We start from the raw sequence: 17,581 nt of genomic DNA, 5'->3' as shown, positions 1-17,581 counted from the left end.
CCGGCCGTCAGCTACACCACGCCGCGGGACACGATCGACCGGACTACCGCAGAGTACTTTATGATCCAAATCTAGCGCGAAGCTTGCTTGCAGAGCTCGGAACCGGAGTCAAACTGGCTATGACCGAGTATCCGACGCGATACGCAGCAGGCAGAAGGGGTGAGGGAAGATCTCGGCATCACCGGGGCGGTATGGCTAATAGTCTTGATCCGCAGGCCTTTGATCGTTGGCAGGATCCTCACTTCCGCTCGAACCAGCCCGCGGCCACAGCTTTCAGGTGCTTTTGCTCAGGGCGCAGCGAGGATAAGCGCGACGTTCTTGTGGAGCGCCATGCGAGCCTCGATGAGAGATCCCCTCCGGCTCTCCAGACGCCGAGCCGTCGCCTCGATTTCTTCTTCTACTTGCTGAATATGAGCTCGGACCGCTGACGGCGCGGGCCCGCCTACGACTCGGAGCCTCTCTACGTTGGCTCTTGGATCGAGAGCCCCGGTGATCTTCTTCTCATCGATCCGCAATTCCTCGCCCAGCAGTGCCTTCGAGACCCTGGCAATTAGTCCGGCATCTATCGCGTTCGCCGCTCTATCGGTGTCGATGCTTTCAACAACGATGTGAGCCACAATGTCATGCGCCTTTCTAAAGGAAATGCCTGTCTCTCGGACAATAGTGTCCGCCAGCTCCGTCATCATTGCAAAGCTGCCCAAGACATTTTCGAACATTCTCTGCGTGTTCGCCTTGAGCGTGGAGATTGCGCCGGCAAACGCACGGATCGTGGCGAGGATCCCATCGATTGAGTCGGCTGCGAGCCCCAAGCTGATCGAGCTGAATTGATATGGCGTAGCGTTGAGAGAAGAGATCACCCCAACCTGGGTCGCGAGAGCGGCTGCTGCCATGGTCCTTACCGCCTCCAGAACGACGGGATTTTTCTTCTGGGGCATGATACTGCTGTTGCCGGTATAGCCGCTGTCAAGGTCGATGAAGCTGAATTCATCGGTTTGCCACTCGGTCATTTCTACGGCTAAGCGCGACAACCCAGACAACAATATGGTGTTGACGGCAGCAAATTCCGCAATGTGATCTCGACCAGCAACGCCTTCAATCGTATTGACAACCACACCATCAAAGCCCAGCAACTCAGCCGCGAACTGTCTGTCAATGTTCCAGCCTGTTCCAGCAGAAGCAGCAGAGCCCAGCGGGCTCTGGTTGACACGTTTGTAAAGATCCTCATACCGCTGGACGTGTTTGCCAAGTGACTCGGTGTGGGCCATTAGATAATGAGCAAGAGTATTCGGCTGTGCCTGCCTCGAGTGGGTGTAGACCATTGTGATCGTCTCGGTGTGTTCTGCGGCGACAGCAACGAGTACCTTTCTGAAGTCGCACAGGGCGTCAATTAGCTCGTTGATCCGATCACGATAATACATTCGAATGGCCGTGCTGCCGAGATCGTTGCGGCTACGCCCGATGTGCATCTTGCCGGCGGGCTCCCCGACCTCATGTATGACTGCGTTCTCGAACACGATGTACGCTTTCAAACCTGGATCGGTCGTCGCACGCTGGTGGACGATCTCCACGCCGCTCAGAACAGCGGCTGCCTCGCTTTTTGTGATAATGCCTTGCCTTTCGAGCATGGCCGTATGAGCACGGTGAATTTGAACCTCATGCTCAAACCGCTCCTCCAGCAGCGTTGTGTTCTTTAACACATTGAGCTCTAAGAGCTCCGGCGCCAGTGGCTTGCTGGAACGCCCAAACCGCGAGCCGTCCCTGCTTCGTTGTGCCATGTCTTTGTCCATAACGCTTTCTCCGTCTGTCCCGCACGCCGGGTATCCGATGCTGGCGTTCGCAGACTCACAGTGAGTTGCACAAGCGCAGAGAGTCGTAAATCGCAGAATGGATGTCGCGCCCGCCGGTAGCGTCGCCAACCGTGAAGATGTTGTATTGTCCGTCAGGGTTGTTGACGATCTGCTGCGGCCGGCCGGCGGTGAGGGCGGCAATGTCAATTTCGCCGAGATTGCGCGACTCCGACTTTAGCTCGTGGTAAATCCCTAAATTCGGAACCACACCGCGTTCCACGACGATCTGATCGATCTGCCGCTCCTCGTCCTCTTCAGTGAAGGTATTGCGGAAGACAGCAATCAGCGAGTTACCTTCGGCGTATATTTTCTTGAGCTCAAGGTTGGGCGTAAAAATAACGCCGGCTTTGTAGGTCTCGCGTAGGAAAATTGTTTGGTTGTTGCGGTAAACCTCCTCCGCTGGCGCTCGGTCATAGGTCACCATCTCGACAACCGAACCACGCTCAGCTGCGAACTCGGCGCAGGATATCCCTGCTTCCTGGCCCATCAAGTCCCAGATCAGGACGTTCTTACCGAGCGGTACCCGTTCCCCCAGAATGTCCCAGGTAGTGTGAGCGAGTTCCAGTCCCTCTATGTCGTCCAGATTTGGCAGTCCGCCGGTGGCCATGATGACCACGTCCGGCGCAAGCGTGGCAATATCATCCGCCGTTGCAGCCTTCCCAAGCCGGATATCAACGTCAAGCCGTTTGACCTGACCCTCGAGCCATCGCGTAATGTTGCTCAAGCTTTCACGCCAGCTCACGCGAGAGGCGATATTGAGCTGCCCGCCAAGTTTGTCTTGGGCTTCAAACAAGGTTACGGCATGTCCGCGCTCGGCGCTGACGCGCGCTGCTTCAAGCCCCGCGGGCCCACCACCAACCACGACAATACGACGTCGTGTGTCAGATTTAGAAATGACGTGCGGCAGTATTGTCTCACGCCCTGCTGCGGCGTTGTGAATGCATTGCGCTCCGCGTCCAGAAAGACAATACATTGCACCCACGCAGGGCCTGATGTCGTCTGCACGATTCTCCAGGGCCTTCTTGAGAAGGTAAGGGTCGGCGATATGGGCCCGAGTCATGCCCACCATGTCAATGTGACCTTCGGCAACGGCGCGATTGGCTGTGGCTAGATCGGCAATCTTGTTGGCGTGGAAGACAGGGATGTCGAGCTCCGCTTTGATTGCGCTCGCCAGATAAAGATAGGGGGCCGAAGGAAAATACATGTTCGGCAGGTAGGTGGAATAACCAATCGCATTGACCCGATGCCCGGCCGTGACATTCATGAAGTCTAGCATGCCGGTGCCAGCATATGTTTGCGCGATCTTGATGCAATCGTCGCCGGTAAGTCCGTTCTCGATCATCTCATCGCCCGAGATGCGCATGCCAATCAGGAAATTGCTGCCGACGACCTTGCGGACATGCTCGAGTACCTGCAAACCAAATCGCATGCGGTTTTCCAGGCTTCCTCCATATCTGTCAGTTCGCTTGTTTGCTGTTGGCGACCAAAATTGGTCGATGAGATGGTTGGCGCTTGCCATCAATTCAACGCCATCCAGGTGTCCCGCCTCACATCGTTTCGCGGCCTCGCCAAAATCTGTAATAATACGCTTCATGTCGAACTCGTCGATCTCGCGCGCTACGCTGCGAACGACCGCGTCACGGATGGGGGAGGGAGCGGGGGGTACGATATAGGCGCCAGTGTCGTAGCGGTTCTTGCGCCCCATATGTGTAATCTGAATCATGATAGCCGTGCCGAGGCGATGGAGGCGATCGGAAAAGTTCTGCAATTCGGGAATAATTGAATCGCTATGCAGGGCAACCGCGTTCATCCGTTCTGCCGGAGAATCGAGCGAGACAGAGGAAGAGCCGCCGAACATCGAGAGCGCGATGCCGCCCTTGGCTTTTTCTTCGTGATAGCGCTGCTGTCGCTCCACGGGTACTCCGTCGATCGGCAGCTTATCAGCATGGCTCGTGCTGAAGATGCGGTTCCGCAAGACGAGGTTCTTGATCTTCAACGGTTTTAGAATTGCCTCATATTGAAGCATTTGTTTTCTCCTGCTTTGTCTCCAGAGCCGCTTGAGGCAACACCAAAAGCGGCTCCAAATAGTCCAGAATCATGCAAGCAGCCTCGTCAGCCGTCAGGCCGGTAAGCGCACCGCCGCTGGCTCTCGTGTGCAGATCAACAGGGCCGATACGTTTGGGACGATGACGGGCCGGGCGCTCGCTAGTGGTTTTCGGTTGAAGATCCTCGATCACCTCGACCTGCGAATTCGCGATGACGTTAAGCTGACCTCGCCGCGCGCGAGCCCAGGCGATTTGAGGTGGGGGCGGGCCACTCCTGCCCACCGTGAAAAGCGCTCGACCCTGCACAAAAAGCTCGCGCTGACGGCCGCGAGTCATGGTTTGTGTAACCCCGGTGCCGTCGCGTTGGGGCGCGATGGTTACGATGCCCGGAATGATAGTTGCGCCTATGTGGGGGGCCACTAGATAAGGCAGCAGCCCAGTATCATTGCCTGTCTCTGCATGGCTGCCGGCAAGAACAATTGGAGCCGGGTTCTTATCGAGATAGGCGCAAAGTGCTGGAACGGGATCGGCTTCAGCCTCCGTTGCTATGACGTCGAGACGAGCGAGACCCATCCCAAGATATTGCCGCAACTCGTCCCGCGGTTCACCTGCATGCACGCCCACGATTGGTCGACCGAGGCCGCGGGCCACGGCGATTGCGCGGGCGTCGCGTTCGGCGGCTCGCGGGCGGCCTGACGAGGGATGTCGTCCAATCGATAACAAGACGATTGTCACCGGTGTCATGTTCTTTGCGCCGCTCGCGCACGCAACGCCGGCATCACTTCCTGCGCGTCCGCGATTATGGCGAGGTTCGCCCGTTTGATGATTGCAGCATGAAGATCAGTGTTCACCGCAATCACGTTCGGACAGCTACTGATACCTTGCAGGTGCTGAGGCGAGCCGGAAATTCCGAAGGCGAGGTATACCCTCGGATCAACAATCGTGCCCGATGCGCCCACCTGACGGGAGCGCGGCACGAATCCCGCGTCGCAAGCCGGGCGGGTTGCGCCGATGGCAGCACCGAGCGTCTTCGCAAGGGCGTAAAAGTCCTCCCAATTGGTCACTCCGATACCGGCGCTTATGATCAAATCGGCTTCGGCCAGCGGCGTTGTCTCTGGATCGTTCGGCAAAAAGCCAAAGTCGCGTACGCGTTCCCTGGGACAATGAAAGACCGGCGAGAAGGCTCGCGGATCAGGTCCTCGGTGAGGGATCGCTTTCGCACTTTCAGGCAAGACCAGCAGGATATCAGCATCTTCAACACTCTGTTCGCGCGTTCGATTTGCTGACGATCGAATGATCTGCTGTCCCTTCACGGTCTTCACTGCCGTCGCGATTTTCGCTTTTCGCACAACCGCCAATTGGCGACCTAGATCGCCGCCGCCGTGAATGGTGTCCGGCAACACGGACCAGCGTGGCCTCAATTCGTCCATCACCTCAGTGATAAAGGCAACACGCGTGTCGTTCGCATAGGTATTTCCATGGACCGGGACTGTGGCTATGCGATCTATGCCGCGGCCGTTCAGACCTTGCACGCGAGGCGGTACGATCACAACGACGCCAGCGTCAACGGTGTCCGCCAGGATCCGAGCGCATGCCAACATATCCTCGTCGTGACTGCTAAGAGCAGCATCGAGCGCATCGGGGATTGCGAGGACCCAGGACGTCGGCTCAGTTGCCGATGTGGGCGAGGAGGGGTCTTCGGCGAGAGGCCGACGCGTTATCCGATTGCCGCTATGGCCTCGCTCCTCACGTGGATTGCGTCGCGGCAAGGCTGGCTTCATGGTCATGGGCCTTCCTGTAACGCATCAAGTAGGAGTTCCGAGATCTCGCGGACTTCGAGGCGTGGGTTCGCCGTCCCCTCGAGCATGACCGTGCAGTTCGGACAGGCGACTGCCAAGGTCGTCGCTCCGGTCTCCATTGCCTGCTCCATCCGGAGGTCGGGGATCCGCCGCTGCCCCTGAATGTCCGTTGCGGGAGCGCCACCACCGCCACCGCAACAGAAGGAGTTGCGGCCATGTCGCTTCATCTCGAAGCGAGGAATGCGGAGCCCATCGAGCAAGTCGCGAGGACTGTCGGTCTCTTCCAGGTAGCGCGACAGGTAGCAGGGGTCGTGATAGGTGACGCTTTCGAGAGCGCTCCCGACCGGTTTGAGGCGCCCGGTTTGCAGCAATTCTGCAAGAAATGTCGTGTGGTGCTCCACCTTATAGGATGCACCGAATGCGGCGTATTCCCGCCCAACACAATGAGCGATGTGCGGATCCATTGTAACGATTCGATCGAATGACAGCGGCGACAGTTCTGCAATGCAATCACATGCGAGACGTGCGAAGGTAATCTCGTCGCCCAGACGTCGGGCAACGTCGCCGCAATCGCGTTCATTGGCGCCGAGTACGGCGAAATCGACCCCGGCAACACGAAGCAATTTTACGAACGCACGCAGACTGCGTTGATTGCGTAGATCGAACCCGGCTTCGCCCACCCACAACAGAACGTCAAAGGGCTGCCCCCTTTGAGCGATCTTCAAATTAAGATCGATGCCCCAGTCGAAGCGTGAGGCGAGCTCGCGGCCGCCTTGCGAGTCAGAATCGCACAACTCCGTCAAAAGCAACGGTGCTTTTCCCGGAGTGGCGGCTAGTTCCAGGGTTTGAAACCGCCTCAGGTCTACAATCGCATCCACATGTTCGATCATCATCGGACAAGCCGAGACGCAGGCCCGACAGGTCGTGCAGGACCATAGCGTCTCGGGAGTAATGCCGCCGGCCTCGCTGATCAGAGCGCCGCTTCCCGGAGCTCTCTGACCCGAGAAGCCCGGATAGGGCGAGCCGGAATAGTTGGTGGCCAATCCAGCGTTCGCCAGGTCAAAGATTAGCTTTTTCGGATTGAGTGGCAGTCCCGCCGCAAATGCCGGACAGGCTTCCTCGCAGCGGCCACATTGGACACACGCGTCAAAGCCAACGATCTGGTTTTGTCGAAAATCCTTGAGTCTTTCGACTCCCAGCTTACTCGCATCAAAATCCATCGATTTAAGAGCGGTGTCGGTCGCGCCTCGAAAGCGCTTAGGGCGGGGGTGCCAAACCAGATGCAATGCGCCGGCGACGGCGTGGCGCATTGGTCCCCACGCCATCCAATAAGCGACAACCGTAAGCGAGACCGTCCCGAGAGCCAGCAGTAGCAACCCCTCGAAGGAAATCAGTACGTTTTTGATCGCAAGTGAAGCTTGAATGCCTACAAGCATGAAAAAGATCACGCTGCCGCCCAGCGCCACAGGGAGGTAGAAAAAGGCTCCGTCGGAAAGCCCAGCGGGTCTTGTTGGCAGTCGGCGGGCCGCCGCCAACCCCGTTCCGGTCAGCGCGGCCGTCCCAGCCAACGCAAGCAGGCCGGCTCCCAGCCTGCCATGAACCCAGCCGATCAGCGCAAGCAGGGCCAAAAGGAATGTTGCGACGAGCCCGCCAGCGAGCAAGATATGCATGCGCGCGGCAGCAGGCCGACGTTCCACAGCACGGTGAACATCGACAAAATAGCGGCGTGGGAGCATCAGAATATCTGTAAAGCTCGGCGCATCCGCTGGCGCGCCGCCGAACCACCGCCTTGCACGCAAGACCATGCACAAGACCGCAAAACCGGCGCTCCAAAGCGCGAGAATAGTCAGTCCCATATTCCAGCTGGCTCTCACGAGCCAGCTCCATAGATCGCGATAGCTGTCAGGTTGCCCAATACCAGCTACCGATGTTCCAAGTTTGCATCGTCATGTTGACGTTGACTTCATAGCCGATCAGGTTTTCCTTCGTGCCTTCGATAATCGGCGCATGGAAAAGCGGCAACATCGGCAGGTCGTTGCGCACGAGCGCTTCCGCCTTCTGGTAAATTGCGCGCCGCTCATCCTGGTTGAATGAGCGAGCCCCGTCCTCCAACAGCTTGTCCAGCTCTGCGTTCTTGTAGAACGAATAGTTCATTCCGCCGCTCGCTCGAACCTTGTCACTCTTAAGGCGTCCGCTGAAATCTGGATCGCCGTTTTGATACCAGATCGATGTAAGCAGAATCGCTTCGAATTTGGACTGGTTAAAGAAGTTGCCAAACAGCTCGGCGGCAGGCTTGTTGTCGATCTTGATGGATACACCGATCTTCTGCCAGTCCTGCATCAGATATTGCTCGATCTGTTGGCGGAGCTGATTGCCTGAGGTCGACGAAAGCGAAAATTCTAAGGGGCGGCCGTCTCTTTCGCGAATGCCGCCTTTGCCAAGCCTCCAACCCGCTGCGTCAAGCAGCGCATTTGCGTGAGCTGGGTCATACTTTTGGACCGGTAGTCCCGGATTAAACGCCCAATGGCTGGGGGGAAGGATGCTTTCTGTGGGTTTGGCCAACCCATAGTTCAGCACATCAACCATAACCTCTTTGTTTATGCCTGCGTACAAGGCCTCACGCACGGCCCTATCCTGAAAAATCGGTAGACTGAGATTGAACTGCACAATCTCAAAGCCCGGCGAGATGCTCAGCCAGATCTTGCGCTGTGGCAGTTTGACAGCGTCTTTGTAGAAGTTCGGCAGGATGCCTTGGGCACCAATGTAGTCGATCTGTCCCGTCTGGAACTGGGCGTATAGAGCATTGAGATCGGGGATGTACTTGTAGATGACGCGATCAACGTAGGGGCCATCGCCATAATATTTGGTATTCGCCTTCAGAAGGATTTGGTTGCCGGCGACCCGTTCGCTCCACCGGAAGGGGCCGGTCCCGATTGGCTCGTTGTTGAACGGCGCGGTCGTCGGGTTCTGCCCGTCGAAGGCATGCTTGGGAATGATCCAGCAGGCGGCAAGCGCTGAAATGTATGGCGAGTAGGCCTTGCTCATTTTCCAGCTGATCTCGTATGGCGAGATCACCTGGATATCCTGAACGAGCTCGTGGCCCAGCCGCGTCCTGGCCGGGAAATCCGGCGACTTTATTAGCTCGATCGTGAATTTAACATCTTCTGCGGTGAACGGTTTGCCGTCATGCCACGTGACATCATCGCGCAACTTAATTCGCCAGTTCAATCCGTCGCTTGAAATGCCGCCGTTCTCGGTGCTTGGCACTTCGCGCGCAAGTCTGGGCAAAGGTTTGCCGTTCGGATCGATCGTCCACAAGGGATCGAAAATGGCCCACCACAGGCCGTGGTCCGAGAAGGTCGCTGGCATTAGCGGGTTCAATACCCGCGCCTCCTGCGAGATTCCCACGATAATCTGGCCGGTAGGCTTAGACGGTTTTGCCGGGGCCTGTGCACGCGCACCGGTCGCCGTTGCAGCAATTAGGCCGCCACCGAGCGCAAGAAACGCGCGGCGATCCAACGAAGTGAATTGGGGAGTATAACCGCTCATGCAGGCGACCTCGGAAAAATAACCTCAAAACCTATGGTTATTGCGCCCGCGCCTGCAAATACAGATTTGTTGCACGGTATACGAAATTGCATTGGCCGGCATATAGCTGCCTCTCGCGTGTGATCGCCGCCAACTCGCTTTCCGATGCGCCGGCTCTTCTCTTTAGCCAGATCTTGTGCGACGAACGTTGTGATTGCAGGACTTGCGCGCCGTGCACTGAGAGGAAGCATGAAAACTGATCAAACGACTGACGTAGCGTTCTCTACTGCCGCTGATATTGGGCGTGCACTTGCCAGCGGTAAGCTGACCTCCGTTGAAGTCGTGGCGACGCTGATCGATCGTATCGCAAAGTACGACACGTCTCTCAATTCGTTCATCGAGGTATTTGAGAAGGAAGCCCGGTCCGCGGCCCTGGATGCCGACAAGAGGAGGGAGCAGGGCGCCTCGAAGGGGCCGCTCGACGGCGTTCCGATCGCCGTGAAGGACCTGTTCGATGTTGCAGGCTATCCAACCGGTGCAGGGTCGAGAGCTATCGCGGCGCAGCCGGCAACCACTTCGGCGTCAGCAGTCAAGCGTGTCGTCGATCAAGGCATGATCGTTCTTGGCAAGACCCACACGGTCGAGTTCGCGTTTGGCGGATGGGGGACCAATCCCGTCTGCGGGACGCCTGTAAATCCGCGGGATCGAACGACGCCGCGTGTGCCGGGCGGTTCGTCAAGCGGATCAGGTGTCGCGGTTGCAGCCGGGCTCGTCCCGGTCGCGCTCGGTACCGACACCGGTGGTTCGGTGCGCAACCCATCTGCATTGTGCGGCATAATCGGTCTTAAGACATCGCTGGGGCTGGTCGGCCGCGCCGGGGTATGGCCCCTTGCCATGTCATTCGACACGGTTGGACCAATGGCTCGGTCCGTTGAGGATGTCGCGTTGCTACACGCCGCGCTTCAGGGTTACGACCCGGATGATCCAACGACCTTCGGTCTCAAGCCCATCAATCCAATGGTCAGCCTTGAACGAGGTATCTCTGGGCTGACATTCCGTGTCCCGTCATCCAAGGATTTGGAGGACGTTGCGCCGGCAATACTTAGTGATTTTCGGGCCGTTCTTCTGGAGCTCGAAAAGCTGGGTGCAACCATCGATGAAAAGTCGATGCCGCGGCCGTTAAAGGAATATGCGGCTCTCGGCAGCAACATCATAACTACGGAGGCATGGCACCATCTGCGACGCTATGCCGAACCATCAGATAGCGTCGTCGATCCCCTGATCCGCAGCCGCCTTTCCCGTGGCCGTGAATTTGATGCCGATAAGTATCTAAATCTGATGGATCAGCGTCGCCTGGTTCAGTCGGAGTTCAACCGCTATCTCAATGGAGCCGATGCATTTCTGAATCCAACCTCTCCGATCACTGCTCCTCCCATTCAAGGGGCGCACGAGACCATCGCACCAATGGGAATCTGCACGCGTTTCGTCAGTCTCATGGATATGGCTGCACTCAGCATTCCAATAGGCCTCGTGGAGGGGTTACCGACGGCGCTGCAGATCGTGGTGCGCCGCTTCGATGACCATATGGCGCTTAGAATCGGTCGAGCTCTGGAAATTCAGCGGCAAGGGCTGTTTGTGCCACCGACGGGATATTGACCCTATACCGTGGCCCGGCCCAGTCGATTTTGAGGTGCCAGAAATTGCCACTGTAATCGCGACCAATTCATAATTGCATAGAGGGCAACAATCAAGAATTGGTTCGGCGCTGCCTTCCGGTTTAAACTCGCGATCTTGGATTCCTGGTCAACGCACCTGCCTATTGGGCTGATGAACCCGCGGCGAATACCGGATACGCTCATGAACTTGAAGTCACCAGCACGCGAGCGTGATCCGCTCCTTCGGCCCTTTCAAATAAAGGGGATGCGACTACGCAATCGTATCATAAGCACGAGTCATTCCGCGACGTTGGATGGAAAGGGACTGCCTCTCGAACGGTACCAAAGCTATCACGAAGAGAAAGCCAAGGGAGGCTTGGCGCTCACCATGATCGGCGGCTCATCTATGATCGGTCCCGATTCGAGTTGGGGAGGACACCAGCTAGACATCTCGTCGGACCTGGTCGTGCCGATGCTCCAGAGGCTCGCCGATCGAGTTCATCAGCACGGAGCTGCCGTTGGCATTCAAATTTCACACCTCGGCCGACGCGCCGAGGATGCCGTGCACAATTGGCTTCCGGCGATCGGCCCGTCCAGAATGCGAGAAATGCGTCACCGCTCAATCTCTCGAGAAATGGATCAGCACGATATCGACCGCGTGATCAGCGAATACGGACTTGCGGCACGCCGGGCTCGGGAAGGGGGAATGGATTGCCTCGAGACCCTCACGGGGGGGCACATCATTGGTCAATTTTTCTCACCACGCACGAATTTTCGCACCGATCGGTTTGGTGGCACGATCGAAAATCGAGCTCGATTCGGCCTCATGGTTCACGAGGAAATTCGTCGTCGGATAGGCGACGACTTCGTCGTCGGCATTCGTTTTGTCGTGGATGAAGAGTCTCCCGAGGGGCTGAATTTCGAGGATTGTCTGGAGATAGCCCGCATCTTTGAAAGAGAAGGTCTGGTCGATTTCTTCAACTGCAATTTTGGGCGAGTGGATAGCCCGCTCAGTCTCGCCAAGCACGCAATTCCTAACATGGCGCAGCCGCTGGCCCCGTTCTTGAAACCGGTTGCAGCATTTAAGAGAGAGACCAAGCTTCCTGTCTTTCACGCTGCAAGGATCCACGATCTTGCTACGGCTCGGTTTGCGATCGCCAATAACATGTTGGATTTGGTGGGAATGACGCGAGCTCATATCGCGGATCCTCACATCGTGAACAAGCTCCTGGAAGGCCAGGAAGACCGTATTCGCCCTTGCGTCGGTGCCTCGCACTGCACCTATCGGCTCGTAACTTGCATTCATAATGCTTCCAGCGGCCGCGAGACATTCTTGCCTCATGTTGTTCCGAGGTCGAGCGGACCGAGGCGCAAGATTGTCGTGGTCGGCGGGGGGCCGGCAGGAATGGAGGCCGCGCGGGTTTTGGGCGAGCGTGGACACCGAGTAACTCTTTTCGAAGCGGCCGGCCGGCTTGGAGGTCAGGTATTGCTCGCCACAAGGGCGTCGTGGCGTCGGGATCTCATTGCGATCGTTGATTGGCGCATATCCGAGCTCGCTCGGCTGGGAGTGGACGTGAGGACCAATAGCTACGTGAACGAGCCCGAGATTCTCGCCGAGCAGCCAGACGTGGTCATCGTGGCAACAGGTGGGGTCCCGGATATCGACGGCGTGGAAGGAGGCAACCACTGCGCTTCTACCTGGGACGTGCTTTCAGAACCCAATTCCTTAAAGGACGATATCATCGTTTTCGATGGCACCGGACGGCACGAGGCTTCCTCGACCGCGCTGCAGTTGGCAGAAACCGGGCACTTGGTACGCTTCCTGACCTTGGACAATACCGTCTCGCAGGAGATGGAATATCTCTCACAGGTCAGCTATCGCGAAAAAATGGCGAAGGCTGGCGTCAAGCTCTATACTGATTTCGAAATCCGCCGGGTTGAACGAAGGGGAAATCAGCTTGCCGCTGTCTTCAGACACGTCTTGACGGACGAGACCGTCGAATTGGTTGCTTCTCAGATCGTTATCGAGCGCGGAACGCGGCCGGTCGACGAGGTTTTCCAAGCTCTACGAGACAAGTCCACAAACGATGGGCATACGAACCTGGATGAGCTGCTAAGAACAGCTCCCCAGCCAAATATCCCCAGCGGGGACGGCAAATTCGCCTTGTTTCGGATAGGGGATGCCGTTTCCAGCCGCGGCATCCATGCCGCGATTTATGACGCGTTCCGGCTTTGCATCACAATGTGACTTGGATTGGGTTTGGTGCCTTGACGTTTGAAAAGGGGGCTGCCCTGGTCGTTGCCCGCGAGGCTTGGCGTAACGGTTTCCCTGACACTCAATCACACTCATAAATTACGCCAGTGAGCTTCCAGCTCCGAAGAGATCGTCACGAATACAAGCCTTGAAATGACGGGGCGCCATCTCCTGCAAAGTCGGCACGATCTCGGCGCATTGTCTGATCTGATAAGGGCAGCGGGTGCGGAATGCGCACCCCGATGGGGGGTGCACGACGCTTGGGCTCTCGCCTTTCAGAAGCTGGCGCTTTGGCCGCAACGTCGGATCGGCGATGGGAACCGCCGACATCAGCATTCTCGTATAGGGGTGTTGTGGATTTTCAAACAGCTTGCGAGTGGGTCCGATCTCGACCATTCGGCCCAAGTACATCACCGCCACGCGATCGGAGATATGTCCGACCACGGCCAGATCGTGAGCGATGAATAGAATTGTCAGCTTCAAGCGATCTTTTAGTTCGAGCATTAGATTGATCACCTGCGCTTGCACCGATACGTCCAGGGCAGACACCGGCTCGTCCGCAATCAGTAATTCCGGTCGGCTGATGAGTGCGCGCGCAATGCCAATCCGTTGACGCTGACCACCGGAGAATTGATGTGGATAGCGCTTGGCGAACTCCGGCTGCAAACCGACCAGCGTCAAGGCCTCATCAACCCTCGCCTGGCGATCCGGGCGAGATGCGGTAAGATGGTGGATGACTAGCGGATCAGCGACGATCTCCTCGATCGTCTTCTTTGGATTGAAAGAACCATAAGGATCCTGGAAGACCATCTGCATGCGTCGGCGGAAGGGACGCAGGTCGCGACGAGACAAATGCGTGATGTCGTGGCCGTCGAAGCGGATTGAACCAGCCGTCGGATCGACTAACCGCATTGCAAGCCGGCTCAAGGTGGTCTTGCCCGAACCGGACTCCCCAACAATGCTCAAGACTTCGCCGCGAACAACGTCAAACGAAACTGAGTCCACCGCCCTGACGTAATCACGTGCACGCATAAACAGGTTGCGGCTGATAGGGAACCACTTCTGTAATTCTCGCACTTCAAGAAGCTTACGATCACTCATCAGATCGCGCCCTCAAAAGCTGTACGTTTCGCGCCGGCGGTGCACCGACGTTGACACAACGAACGCAATGATTGGGCTCGATTTCATAGAGCGCCGGTACCTCGCGGTCGCATAGATCTGGAATGAAATGCGGGCACCGTGGCGCAAAGCCGCATCCTTTCGGCTGATCACTGATACCTGGAACCTGTCCAGGGATCGCGTGCAGCGGCCCACTGCGTCGTCCGGCAAGATCGATCCGCGGCATCGATTCCAGCAGGCCTTTCGTGTAGGGCATCGCTGGCCGCTTGAAAAGCGTAACGACATCGCCTTGTTCAACGATGCGGCCCAGATACATGACCATTACACGGTCTGCGATCTCTGCCACTAGTCCAAGATTGTGCGTGACAAACAACAGCGCCATGCCTGAGCTCTGCTGTATGTTGTACAATAATTCGGTAATTTGGGCCTGGACGGTGACATCGAGTGCCGTCGTGGGCTCATCGGCAATCATAAGATCCGGCTCACAGGCCAGTGCCATGGCGATCATTGCGCGTTGCCGCATACCGCCAGAGAGCTGGTGCGGGTAGCTCGACAGCCGTTTGTGCGCGTCGGCAATCCCGACCGAGTTGAGCAGATCAGCAGCACGCTCCGCCCGCTGTCGCTTCGATAGAGACGTATGAAACATTAGCATCTCTACGATCTGCTGTCCGATAGTCAGGACCGGGTTGAAGGCTGTCATCGGCTCCTGGAAAACCATGGAGACGACCGGTCCACGGACGCCTCGCATTTCTGCCTCACGAAGTTTTAGTAGCTCGTAGCTTTTGCCGGTGCGGCTATGTAGCCGAACGTCGCCCTCCAAGACGCAGGCCCTTGGCGCTAAGCGCATCAGTGCAAGGCTCGTGATGCTCTTGCCGGATCCGGACTCGCCAACCAGCGCCATCGTCTCGCCGCGTCGTATCTGAAACGAAACGTCGTGAACGGCGTACATTGGTCTGGTGAGATTCAGGATTACGCTCAGATTGTCGACGGAGAGGACGATGTCGTTATCTATGGCAGTTGTTCCCGCACTCTGTTGATTGCTTATGCTCTGCAGGGTCATTGGGTACCTGCTCGAGGGTCGAGTGCATCCCGGAGGCCGTCTCCGAGAAAGTTAAAGCTCACGACAGCGATGGTAATCATCATGCCTGGCAGGATTGCGAGCCAGGGAGCGCCAGCGAGATAGGACTGTGCATTGTCGAGCATGTTGCCCCAGCTTGGCGTTGGCGGTTGGATACCGAAGCCGAGAAAGCTGATATAGGACTCGGCAAGAATAGCGTGAGCGATTTGCAGTGATGCCGCCACGACAATGGGCGCGACCGAGTTCGGTAAAAGCTCTTCGAACATGATCCGTCCGTCGGACGCACCGAGCGCCTCGGCGGCGAGCGAAAAGTCACGCTCTCGAAGCGACCGAATTTGCCCGTCGACAATGCGCGCGACGTCCATCCACGATGTGCAAGCAATCAATACGATGATGCTGATCACACCCGGCTTTATAAAAGCGGATACCGCAAGCAGAAGGAGCACGTTTGGGAAACAGAGAAACGCGTCCACCAGACGCATCAGAGCGGCTCCGACAAAGCCGCGATAAAAGCCCGCAATCAGACCCACCGTGGTTCCAATCAGGATGCTCAGGGTCATGGCGAGAAAACCGACGGCAAGCGAGATGCGGCCGGCCATCAAAAGCCTCGCGAGAATGTCTCGTCCGAGTTCGTCCGTTCCAAGTAGATGAGGACCGGCAAAAGGCGGCAGTAAGCGAATCTGCACGTCAATGAAGGTGTCGTCGTATGGCCAGGAAGGTGGAACGGCAATGCAGGCCAGTACCATTGTTGCGATAGCGGCGGCGCCACCTACCGCGCGCCTGTTGTCGAGAAATCTCTTGAGGCCAGGGCGGCGGAGCCGGCGAGCAAATGCGCCCGATCGCACCGGCGATATCATGGTGCTTTGCGTCATCAGCTCAGCCTGATCCTGGGATCTACCTTGGCGTATAGAATGTCCGCAATGGCATTACCGATAACAACCGTGCCAGATGCGAACACAAGGATGCCCATAACTGTGGGATAATCCGAATAGGTGATCGATTCATAGAACAGCCGGCCGATCCCCGGCCAGGTGAAGACCGTTTCGGTGACCAAGGCGCCACTAAAGATCGTGCGCAGTTCTAGACCTGCGAGCGTGATCATCGGCAGCAATGCGTTGCGCACAATATGGCGGTAAAGAATATAGCGCTCAGAAAGACCTTTCGACCGCGCTGTGCGTACGAAGTCTTGGTTCATCACATCTATCACGGAAGATCGCATGTAGCGGCTCCAGCTCGCGGTACTTACGAGCGTCAGCACGGCGACCGGCGCGATCATGTGAATAACATAGTCGTGCAACGAGCCATCTCCGATCGTAAAACGATCGCCCGCCGGCAGCCATTCCAACTGGATGGCGAAAACATAGATCAAGATGAAGCCGAGCCAAAAGGTTGGTACCGAAATCGCGATCATCGAAAGCACAGTGAAGGTGGTGTCTATGAGGCCATATCGCCTTATGCCGGTGATGATGCCCGTCCATATGCCCAGCAGCATGGCAAGCAGCGTGGAAGCGAGCATCAATTGAACCGTAGCGCCGACATGCATGAATATGAGCTGCAGGACAGGCTGTTGGTCACGGTACGAGCGACCCCAATCGCCTGCCAGCATTCGCGTCAGCCATTCAAAGTATTGAACGGGAAGGGGCCTGTCGAACCCGAGGAGGTGCTCGACTCGAGCTGCGTCCTCCGCCGACATATCACCCGACGGCGCATACTGCGCCAACGGTCCGCCTGGTGCTAGATGGAGCAACAGAAAGGCAATGACGCTCACCAGGAGCAAGAGCAGGAGGCTTTGCAACGCACGTCGTATCAGGAAGTCTAACATTGCGTTCTCTCAAACGGAGTTCGACGCCTCAGCTCGCCCGACACCAACTGCGACATTCAAGGCCTTGCAAGTCCCTCTGCACATCAAGTTGTCGCCACGGCAGCCGCGATGAAGCCTCTGCCGAGCGAGAGAATTTCGCAACGGTCACCCAGCCAAGTGCGGCATATCCGGTTTCGGGCCACCCGCTCGTCGTGCTGCCGACCAACCCGTGCATAATACATACGTCGAGCCGAAGATGCATGCAAAAGAAAAAAACAGTATACATTTTTCTTTAGGTCCCCCATCATTGGAGGCGCATTGCGAGCAGAGGTGATTAAGCAGCTGGGCGCTTGAACGCCCGCAAGCAGAGGTGGCGAATGCGGTTCCGTCTGCCGGTCATGAGTGCTAGCGAGCGCGCTCGGGCACGACGGGATCATCGTCGTGACCTTGAAATT

General features: G+C 57.2%; 12 protein-coding genes. 2 read left to right on the top strand and 10 right to left on the bottom strand.

All coding sequences use genetic code 11. The features are described from left to right. Window positions 1-287 precede the first annotated feature (287 nt). The 6 genes from argH to RX331_RS23740 form a co-directional block, all read right to left on the bottom strand. Complete coding sequence (argH, locus tag RX331_RS23765) at window positions 288-1,787, bottom strand: argininosuccinate lyase (protein ID WP_317252317.1); 1,500 nt, start codon at window positions 1,785-1,787, stop codon at window positions 288-290. 55 nt (window positions 1,788-1,842) lie between these two features. Beyond that, on the bottom strand, window positions 1,843-3,873 hold the full coding sequence (locus RX331_RS23760) for an FAD-dependent oxidoreductase (RefSeq protein ID WP_317252316.1): 2,031 nt from the start codon (window positions 3,871-3,873) through the stop codon (window positions 1,843-1,845). Further along, window positions 3,860-4,516, bottom strand: coding sequence for a hypothetical protein (locus RX331_RS23755; protein WP_410708001.1), 657 nt, complete (start codon window positions 4,514-4,516; stop codon window positions 3,860-3,862). The genes RX331_RS23760 and RX331_RS23755 overlap by 14 nt, the downstream gene beginning before the upstream one ends. Window positions 4,517-4,632: 116 nt before the next feature. Next, on the bottom strand, window positions 4,633-5,679 hold the full coding sequence (locus RX331_RS23750) for an electron transfer flavoprotein subunit alpha/FixB family protein (RefSeq protein ID WP_317252314.1): 1,047 nt from the start codon (window positions 5,677-5,679) through the stop codon (window positions 4,633-4,635). Then, complete coding sequence (locus RX331_RS23745; protein WP_317252313.1) at window positions 5,676-7,547, bottom strand: DUF3483 domain-containing protein; 1,872 nt, start codon at window positions 7,545-7,547, stop codon at window positions 5,676-5,678. The genes RX331_RS23750 and RX331_RS23745 overlap by 4 nt, the downstream gene beginning before the upstream one ends. Window positions 7,548-7,593: 46 nt before the next feature. After that, window positions 7,594-9,240 (bottom strand): peptide ABC transporter substrate-binding protein, encoded by a 1,647-nt coding sequence (locus RX331_RS23740; RefSeq protein ID WP_317252312.1) that lies wholly within the window; start codon window positions 9,238-9,240, stop codon window positions 7,594-7,596. Window positions 9,241-9,468: 228 nt separating this feature from the next. On the opposite strand from RX331_RS23740, the gene RX331_RS23735 reads away from it, so the two are divergent. Together RX331_RS23735 and RX331_RS23730 are read left to right on the top strand one after the other, a co-directional pair. Beyond that, window positions 9,469-10,875, top strand: a complete 1,407-nt coding sequence (locus RX331_RS23735) for an amidase (RefSeq protein WP_317252311.1) — start codon at window positions 9,469-9,471, stop codon at window positions 10,873-10,875. A 201-nt stretch (window positions 10,876-11,076) separates the two neighbouring features. Then, complete coding sequence (locus RX331_RS23730) at window positions 11,077-13,122, top strand: FAD-dependent oxidoreductase (protein WP_317252310.1); 2,046 nt, start codon at window positions 11,077-11,079, stop codon at window positions 13,120-13,122. 105 nt (window positions 13,123-13,227) lie between these two features. Here the strand turns inward: RX331_RS23730 and RX331_RS23725 are convergent, their stop codons facing one another. The 4 genes from RX331_RS23725 to RX331_RS23710 form a co-directional block, all read right to left on the bottom strand. Further along, the gene (locus RX331_RS23725; protein WP_317252309.1) at window positions 13,228-14,229 is read right to left on the bottom strand and encodes an oligopeptide/dipeptide ABC transporter ATP-binding protein; all 1,002 of its coding nucleotides are present in this window, start codon (window positions 14,227-14,229) and stop codon (window positions 13,228-13,230) included. Further along, entirely contained in the window at window positions 14,222-15,196 is a 975-nt protein-coding gene (locus RX331_RS23720) for an ABC transporter ATP-binding protein (RefSeq protein WP_410708311.1), read from the bottom strand. The genes RX331_RS23725 and RX331_RS23720 overlap by 8 nt, the downstream gene beginning before the upstream one ends. Before the next feature lie 107 nt (window positions 15,197-15,303). Then, window positions 15,304-16,182, bottom strand: coding sequence for an ABC transporter permease (locus RX331_RS23715; RefSeq protein ID WP_317258222.1), 879 nt, complete (start codon window positions 16,180-16,182; stop codon window positions 15,304-15,306). A gap of 14 nt (window positions 16,183-16,196) precedes the next feature. Then, window positions 16,197-17,147: an ABC transporter permease gene (locus RX331_RS23710; protein WP_317252307.1), complete on the bottom strand. Its 951-nt coding sequence runs from the start codon at window positions 17,145-17,147 to the stop codon at window positions 16,197-16,199. Window positions 17,148-17,581: the final 434 nt, after the last annotated feature.

Source organism: Bradyrhizobium sp. BWA-3-5, from assembly GCF_032917985.1.
Lineage (GTDB): Bacteria > Pseudomonadota > Alphaproteobacteria > Rhizobiales > Xanthobacteraceae > Bradyrhizobium.
The sequence above is the reverse complement of the archived record's forward strand: the minus strand, read 5'-3'. Positions and strand labels throughout refer to the sequence as shown.

What these genes read in the sequence shown, in the direction of transcription:
- RX331_RS23740 (WP_317252312.1), bottom strand. Translation starts at nt 9,240, where the DNA reads ATGAGCGGTTATACTCCCCAATTCACTTCGTTGGATCGCCGCGCGTTT.
- RX331_RS23730 (WP_317252310.1), top strand. Translation starts at nt 11,077, where the DNA reads ATGAACTTGAAGTCACCAGCACGCGAGCGTGATCCGCTCCTTCGGCCC.
- RX331_RS23720 (WP_410708311.1), bottom strand. Translation starts at nt 15,196, where the DNA reads ATGTACGCCGTTCACGACGTTTCGTTTCAGATACGACGCGGCGAGACG.
- RX331_RS23735 (WP_317252311.1), top strand. Translation starts at nt 9,469, where the DNA reads ATGAAAACTGATCAAACGACTGACGTAGCGTTCTCTACTGCCGCTGAT.
- RX331_RS23760 (WP_317252316.1), bottom strand. Translation starts at nt 3,873, where the DNA reads ATGCTTCAATATGAGGCAATTCTAAAACCGTTGAAGATCAAGAACCTC.
- RX331_RS23745 (WP_317252313.1), bottom strand. Translation starts at nt 7,547, where the DNA reads ATGGGACTGACTATTCTCGCGCTTTGGAGCGCCGGTTTTGCGGTCTTG.
- RX331_RS23750 (WP_317252314.1), bottom strand. Translation starts at nt 5,679, where the DNA reads ATGACCATGAAGCCAGCCTTGCCGCGACGCAATCCACGTGAGGAGCGA.
- RX331_RS23710 (WP_317252307.1), bottom strand. Translation starts at nt 17,147, where the DNA reads ATGTTAGACTTCCTGATACGACGTGCGTTGCAAAGCCTCCTGCTCTTG.
- RX331_RS23725 (WP_317252309.1), bottom strand. Translation starts at nt 14,229, where the DNA reads ATGAGTGATCGTAAGCTTCTTGAAGTGCGAGAATTACAGAAGTGGTTC.
- RX331_RS23715 (WP_317258222.1), bottom strand. Translation starts at nt 16,182, where the DNA reads ATGATATCGCCGGTGCGATCGGGCGCATTTGCTCGCCGGCTCCGCCGC.
- argH (WP_317252317.1), bottom strand. Translation starts at nt 1,787, where the DNA reads ATGGACAAAGACATGGCACAACGAAGCAGGGACGGCTCGCGGTTTGGG.